This is a genomic window from Streptomyces sp. NPDC058326 (assembly GCF_042879855.1).
GTDB lineage: Bacteria > Actinomycetota > Actinomycetes > Streptomycetales > Streptomycetaceae > Streptomyces.
The window spans coordinates 22,500-29,382 of the sequence record NZ_JBHVZO010000029.1 but is presented as its reverse complement, the minus strand read 5'-3'; the positions used below and the strand labels follow the sequence as shown (position 1 = coordinate 29,382).

General features: G+C 73.5%; 6 protein-coding genes and 1 riboswitch. All 6 genes read left to right on the top strand.

Annotated elements, in window-relative coordinates; all coding sequences use genetic code 11:
* The first annotated feature begins 148 nt into the window (after positions 1-148).
* The 6 genes from ACFVYX_RS33410 (at position 149) to ACFVYX_RS33385 (ending at position 6,682) form a co-directional block, all read left to right on the top strand.
* Positions 149-889: a MerR family transcriptional regulator gene (locus tag ACFVYX_RS33410; RefSeq protein ID WP_389685242.1), complete on the top strand. Its 741-nt coding sequence runs from the start codon at positions 149-151 to the stop codon at positions 887-889.
* Positions 890-1,031: 142 nt separating this feature from the next.
* Positions 1,032-1,409: a hypothetical protein gene (locus tag ACFVYX_RS33405; protein WP_389685241.1), complete on the top strand. Its 378-nt coding sequence runs from the start codon at positions 1,032-1,034 to the stop codon at positions 1,407-1,409.
* A gap of 63 nt (positions 1,410-1,472) precedes the next feature.
* Positions 1,473-2,513 (top strand): PLP-dependent cysteine synthase family protein, encoded by a 1,041-nt coding sequence (locus ACFVYX_RS33400; protein ID WP_389685240.1) that lies wholly within the window; start codon positions 1,473-1,475, stop codon positions 2,511-2,513.
* Positions 2,510-3,730 (top strand): MFS transporter, encoded by a 1,221-nt coding sequence (locus ACFVYX_RS33395; protein WP_389685239.1) that lies wholly within the window; start codon positions 2,510-2,512, stop codon positions 3,728-3,730. The genes ACFVYX_RS33400 and ACFVYX_RS33395 overlap by 4 nt, the downstream gene beginning before the upstream one ends.
* 244 nt (positions 3,731-3,974) lie before the next feature.
* Positions 3,975-5,186, top strand: coding sequence for a PP2C family protein-serine/threonine phosphatase (locus ACFVYX_RS33390; protein WP_389685238.1), 1,212 nt, complete (start codon positions 3,975-3,977; stop codon positions 5,184-5,186).
* Positions 5,187-5,387: 201 nt separating this feature from the next.
* Positions 5,388-5,534: riboswitch (cyclic di-AMP (ydaO/yuaA leader) on the top strand.
* An 11-nt stretch (positions 5,535-5,545) separates the two neighbouring features.
* Complete coding sequence (locus ACFVYX_RS33385; protein ID WP_389685237.1) at positions 5,546-6,682, top strand: M23 family metallopeptidase; 1,137 nt, start codon at positions 5,546-5,548, stop codon at positions 6,680-6,682.
* The last annotated feature ends 201 nt before the right edge of the window (positions 6,683-6,883 follow it).

The following is a 6,883-nucleotide window of genomic DNA, read 5'->3' as shown; positions in this document are numbered from 1 at the left end:
ACCCAGAGGTCGCAGGTTCAAATCCTGTCCCCGCTACTCAGTAGCAACGAAGGCCCGGATCCGATGTCATCGGATCCGGGCCTTCGTCGTATGCGCGTGAGTTTCTCGGCTTGACCTTGACGCGACGTCAAGATTTAGCGTTCTCGGTATGGAGTGGTCGATCCAAGAGATCGCCAAGAAGGCCGGCACCACCAGCCGCACCCTCCGGCACTACGGGGAGCGCGGACTGCTGGAGCCCAGCCGGATCGGCGCGAACGGTTACCGGTACTACGACCAGGCGGCGCTCGTGCGGCTGCAGCGGATCCTGCTGCTGCGCGAGCTGGGGCTCTCACTGCCCGCCATCGCCGAGGTCCTCGCGGGACAGCGGGACACGTCCGCCGCGCTCCGCACCCACCTCGCCCTGCTCGAGCAGGAACGCGAGCGCATCGGGCGCCGGATCGCGTCCGTGCGGACCACTCTCCACAAGACCGAGAACGGAGAAGAGCTCATGGCCGACGAAGTGTTCGACGGTTTCGACCACACGGCGTACGAGGAGGAGGTCACGGAGCGCTGGGGCCGCGACGCGTACGAGAAGGGGGACCGCTGGTGGCGGTCGCTCGACGCCGCGCAGAGGAAGGCGTTCCTGGACGAGCAGGCGGGGATCGCCCGCGACTTCGCGCGGGCGCTCGGGGACGGCCTCGCCGCCGGCAGCGAGGAGGTGCAGGCGATCGCGCGGCGCCAGGTCGCCTGGCTGTCGCACACCACGGCCCCGAGCAAGGAGTACGTGATCGGCCTCGGCCGGATGTACGTCGACGACCCCCGCTTCACCGTGAACTACGACAAGCACGGCGAGGGCACCGCGGTCCTCGTCCGGGACGCGATGGAGATCTATGCCGAGCGGAACCTCTGACGGGCGGGCGCCCGGAGCGGCGCCCGCCGGTCGGGCGTTCGGCGTGGCCGGCGGGGGCGGCGGTGCCTGAAAGAGGCGGTGGCTGAAACCGCGCCCGCCGCTTTGCGGGCCCCAGGTGTCGCACCGTAGTGTTCCCGGCACCATGAGTGACGAGCGTGTGAGTGAGGTGAGCCGGCGGGCGCCCGCCGTCCTCGTCCTGTTCGCTCTCCTCGCCCTCCTCGCGAGCGTCTGCCACGGTTCCCACGGCCATGTGCTGCCGGCCGCCGGCACGGCGACCGTCTCGGCCCCCGCGCTGCCGCACGGCTGCGAACGGCCGGGGGAGGCCTGGTCCTTCGACGCTCATCTCCCCGCGCAGACCGCCGCCTCACAGCTCGCGGCGCCGGACGCGGGCGGGGCCGTGGCCCTGCCGTACGCGGCGGACCACCGCACGGATCCCCGCGCGCGCTGTGTCCGGGGCAGGGCGGGACCCGGCCCGGAGCCGGGCCGTCTGCTGATCGCCCTCGGAGTGGACCGGAACTGAACCGGGTCGCGCCCCCGCGTGACCAGGTTCCCTTTCGCGTACCCACCTCAAGGACGTACCTCCATGAGCGCACCACTGCCCGGCACCACCCTGCCCGCCGCCGTCCAGACCGTCGGCAACACCCCCGTCCTGTGGACGGACGACGGCTACTGGGCCAAGCTCGAGGGCTTCAACTTCGGCGGCATCAAGGACCGCGCCGCCCTCTACATGGTCGAGCAGGCCCGCCTCCGCGGTGAGCTGCGGCCCGGCGCCCCGATCGTCGAGTCGACCTCGGGGACCCTGGGTCTCGGCCTCGCCCTCGCCGGTATCCTCCACGGGCATCCGGTGCACGTCGTCACCGACCCCGGCCTCGAACCCATGGTCGAGCGGATGCTCGTCGCCCACGGCGCCCGGGTCCATGTCGTCCGTGAGCCGAGCGAGCGCGGCGGCTGGCAGCAGGCCCGCATGGACCGGGTCGCCGAGCTGCTCGGGAGCCTCGACGGGGCCTGGTGGCCCGACCAGTACGGGAACCCCGACAACCCCGACGCGTACGCCGGGCTCGCCGCCGAGCTGACCGGGCAGCTCGACCGGATCGACGTCCTGGTCTGCGCGGTCGGCACCGGGGGCCACTCGGCGGGGATCTCCCGCGCCCTGCGCGCCACCGGCAGTCCCGCGCTCGAACTCGTCGGCGTGGACTCCGTCGGCTCCACCGTCTTCGGCCTGCCCGCGGGGCAGCGGCTGATGCGCGGCCTCGGCTCCTCCATCCACCCGGGCAACGTGGACCACGGGGCCTTCGACGAGATCCACTGGGTGGGTCCCGCGGAAGCGGTACGGACGGCCCGCCGGCTCGCCGCGCGCCAGTTCGCGACCGGCGGCTGGAGCGTGGGCGCGGTCGCGCTCGTCGCCGGGTGGCTGGCCCGCACGCGGCCGCGCGGGACCCGGATCGCCGCCGTCTTCCCCGACGGGCCGCAGCGGTACTTCGACACCGTCTTCAACGACGAGTTCTGCGCGGCGCACGGCCTCCTCGACGGTCCCGTACGGGAGGACCCCGCCGGGTACGAGGCCGGTGTGCCCGTCGACGGCTGGACCCGCAAGGTCACGGACCGGGCGGAGCGGGTCCGTTGAGCACCACGACGGCGCCGTCCCGGGGCGGGGTGTGGAAGCAGAGCCGTACCTTCGAACCGGCCGTCCGGCTGCTCTTCCTCAACCAGCTCACCATCAACCTGGGCTTCTACATGCTCATGCCGTTCCTGGCCGCGCACCTCGCGGACGGGCTCGGCATGGCGGCGTGGGCGGTCGGTCTCGTCCTCGGCGCCCGGAACCTCTCCCAGCAGGGCATGTTCCTCGTCGGCGGGGCGCTCGCCGACCGGCTCGGCTTCAAGCCGCTCATCGTGGCGGGCTGTGTGCTGCGGACGGCCGGCTTCGGAGCGCTCGCGTTCGCCCAGTCGCTGCCGGCGCTCCTCGCCGCCTCCCTCGCGACCGGCCTCGCGGGGGCGCTGTTCAACCCCGCCGTGCGGGCCTGTCTCGCGGCGGAGGCCGGGGAGGAGCGGAGAGTGGAGGCCTTCGCGCTGTTCAACGTCTACTACCAGGCGGGCATCCTCCTCGGGCCGCTCGTCGGGGTGGCCCTGACGGGGGTGTCGTTCCGGCTGACCTGCCTGGTGGCGGCCGTGCTCTTCGCGGGACTGACCCTTGTCCAGCTCAGGTACATGCCCGTACGGGGCGGGAGGACGGCGCCCGCCGCGGAGGAGCGGGGGCAGTTCCGCACGGTCCTCACCCACCGCACCTTCTGGTTCTTCTCGCTCGCGATGACCGGCTCGTACGTGCTGTCCTTCCAGGTCTATCTGGCGCTGCCGCTCGCGGCGGGCGGCACGGGGCCCACGACGGCGCTGTTCGTCGTCTCGGCCCTGGTCGCGCTCGCCGGGCAGCTGCGGATCACCGCCTGGTGCCGGCGCCGCCTGAGCCGTGAGCGGTGTCTCGTCCTCGGGCTGGGCCTGATGGGCGTGGCCTTCCTGGCGCCGGCTGCCCTGGGCAGGGGCCTGGTGGGGCTGCTGCTGTGCGCGGCGGTCCTGGCCGTCGCGAACGCGGTGCTCTACCCGTACGAGATGGACACCGTCGTCGCTCTCTCCCGGGGGCGCTGGGTGGCCACCCACTACGGGCTCTACAACACGGTGTGCGGGGTCGGCATCACCCTCGGGAACCTGGGCACGGGCGCGCTGCTCGACGTGACGGGGTGGTCGGCGGCGCCGTGGCTGGCGCTCTGCGCGGTGGGCCTGGGCTGCGCGGCGGCGATGGCGCTGCTCGCCCGGGGCGGCCGCCTCGCGGAGGGAGCGGTGACGGGCTGAGGCCGGTTGGGGCGGCCTGGGGCGCGCCGGGGTGAGGCCGGCGGGGGCGGCCCTGAGGCGGGCCCGGGTGAGACGGGTTGAGACGGGCCCGGGTGAGACGGGCCCGGGCCCGCGGGGTCTTTCCGGTCGTCCCGGGCCGTACGCCAGTCGGCCCCGTGCGAGTCGCCGCCCGGCGTGGGGGCGGCCACCCTGGGAGAGAGCGGTACGGACCGCGGCCGGGTACGGACCGGGCAGGAGAGCACAGGTGGGGCACCCCCTAGGAGCGGGCGACGGCGGGCGGCGGGGCGGTGACGGCCGCCGCTCGTACGGGCGCGCCCGGCAGTTCATCCGGGCCCTGCCGCCCCTGGTCATCGCCGGCGGGGTCGTCTTCGACGTACTGACACCGCCCGCGTACACCGCGGCGCCGCTCTTCTCCGCCGCCCCGCTGATCGCCGCGCCCTTCTTCTCCACCCTCACGACGCTCCTCACCGGGATCGCCGCCGTCCTCGCCTCCGTCGGACTCCACCTCTACAACGGCACCGCCGACGAGATCCCGTCCCTGACCGAGACCCTGACGGTCGTCACCGTCTCGGCGCTGGCCCTCCTCATCAGCCGGGTCGTGCGCCGCAGCGGCGAGCGGCTCGCCTCGGCGCGGGTCATCGCGGAGACCGCGCAGAAGGCCGTGCTGCCGACGCCCGCGGAGCGGATCGGCGGGCTGCAGTGCGCGGCCCGGTACGAGGCGGCGCAGGCGGACGCGTTCATCGGCGGCGACCTGTTCGCCGTCCAGGACACCCCCTACGGGGTGCGGCTCGTCGTCGGGGACGTCCGGGGCAAGGGCATGGAGGCGGTCGAGGCCGTCGCCGTCGTCATCGGCGCCTTCCGGGAGGCGGCCGAGCAGGAGCGGAGCCTGGAGGGTGTGGCGCAGCGCCTCGAACGGGCGCTGGCCCGCGAGGGCACCCGCAGGGACGGGCTCGACGCCGTCGAGGGGTTCACCACCGCCGTCCTGGCCGAGATCCCGCGCGAGGACGGGAGCGGTACCTTCGACGGTTTCGTACGGGTCGTCAACCGGGGCCATCCACCCCCGCTGATGCTGTACGCGGACGGGCGCCTGGACACGCTGGAGCCGACCGAGCCGGCGCTGCCGCTCGGCATGGGAGATCTGGCGGTGTGGCCGGACCGTGCCGAGGGGCGGCCGTACCCGCCGGGCGCGACGCTGCTCTTCTACACCGACGGCCTCTCGGAGGCACGGAACGCGGCGGGTGTCTTCTACGACCCCGGGTCCCGCCTCGCCGGCCGGATCTTCCCGGGGCCCGAGGAGCTCCTCGACGCGCTGGTGGACGACGTGCGGCTGCACACGGGCGGCGGGGCGACGGACGACATGGCGCTGCTCGCGCTGAGCCGTCCCGCGAGGGGGCAGCAGGAGCGGCGGCGCACGATGCCGGTGGTCCCGCCTGCCGGGCCCGGTCACCGGTCGTAGTCGAGAGGTGTCGCTGCGATAACAATTGACATAACGTCAGGTCCGGCAGGTTTCGCCGGCGCGCGCTGAAGGGGGGTCAACTCGGGCCATTCGCGCACAATCCCATGAATGATCAAGGGGAGCGGCTTGGAATCGGCACCCCCTGTCTATTAACGTTCGATAACGCAGCGCGGTCGTCCCAGCCGCCGCAAGAGGCGGCACCGTGCGCACGCGCCGAATCCTGAAAAGGAACCGGGGAACCACCAATTGGGGTGAATCGGGCCTTTCGCACCTGTGCGACCGTGCCCGTAGGAGACCTTCCTGCTCCGAACCCGTCAGCTAACCCGGTAGGCGAGAAGGAAGGAAAGGAGCGCCCCTTCGTGGCGTCCAACACCCCCGTACCCGAAGCTCCCTTCGACGCCTTCGGTGGTGGTGCGGGTCCCGCCGCCCCGGACACCGAGTGGAACCCCACCGAGGATTCCCTCCGCGCCAACCGCTCCGGCGGCCGGCACCGGGTCGTCAAGCAGCGCTCCAACTTCGCCCGCTCCTCCACCGTCCTCGGCGTCGGCGTCATCGCGGCCGTCGGCGCGGGCGGCCTCGCCACCGCGCAGGAGAAGCCGCCGGTGGCCATCTCGCTCCCGGACCTTCCGGACCTCGGCCTGCCGGACGCCCACGACCTTCCCGGTGTCGGTGACCTCCTCCCGGACGAGGACGCGGACACGGTCTCGGGTGACGACATGGCGGCCGCCGACGCGGTCCGCTCCAACCCCAACCCGCTCACCGCCGCCGCGTACACCACCGTCGACGACGAGCGGACCGGGGCGACCGCCGAGCAGGCCACGCGCGCGGCGACCGGCACGGCCGACGCCGGCGAGGCCCTGCGCGCACGCATCATGCAGCAGGCCGAGCAGCAGCAGGCATCCGCCGACGCCGCGGAGAAGGCCGCGGCGGAGAAGGCGGCGGCGGAGAAGGCAGCCGCGGAGGCCGAGGCCAAGGCCGAGGCCGCGGAGAAGGCGGCCGCCGAGGCGAAGGCGCAGGCCGAGGCGGAGGCCAAGGCCAAGGCGGAGGAGGAGGCAAGGGCGAAGGCCGAGGCCGAGCGCCTCGCGCAGCTCGCCGCGAGCTACTCGATGCCGCTCTCCTCGTACTCCCTCACCGCTGTGTACATGCAGTCCGGCTCCATGTGGTCCTCCGGCTACCACACGGGCCTCGACTTCGCGGCCCCCACCGGCACCCCCCTCAAGGCGGTCCACGGAGCCACCGTCAAGGAGGCCGGCTGGTCCGGCTCCTACGGTTACCGGATCGTCCTGGAGCTGGAGGACGGTACCGAGGTCTGGTACTGCCACCTGTCGTCCATGACGGTCGGCGTCGGCCAGACCGTGGGCACCGGCGAGACGATCGGCCGCGTCGGCGCCACCGGCAACGTCTCCGGCGCCCACCTCCACATGGAGGTGCACACGCCCGGCGGCGACGGCATCGACCCGGCGTCCTGGCTCCGCTCTAAGGGCCTGACGGTCTGAGATCGGCTGACGGGCGGGCCGATCATCCGGCGAATCGTCCGGCGGGCTGATCATCCGACGGTCCGAGCGGGCGTCGGTCCGGTCCGAGCGGGCGTCGGTCCGGTCCGAGCGGGCGTCGGTCCGGTCCGAGCGGGCGTCGGGCCGACCGGCCGCCGCTCCGGTCCGTCCGGCGGTCCGACCGGCCGCCGCTCCGTCGCTCGG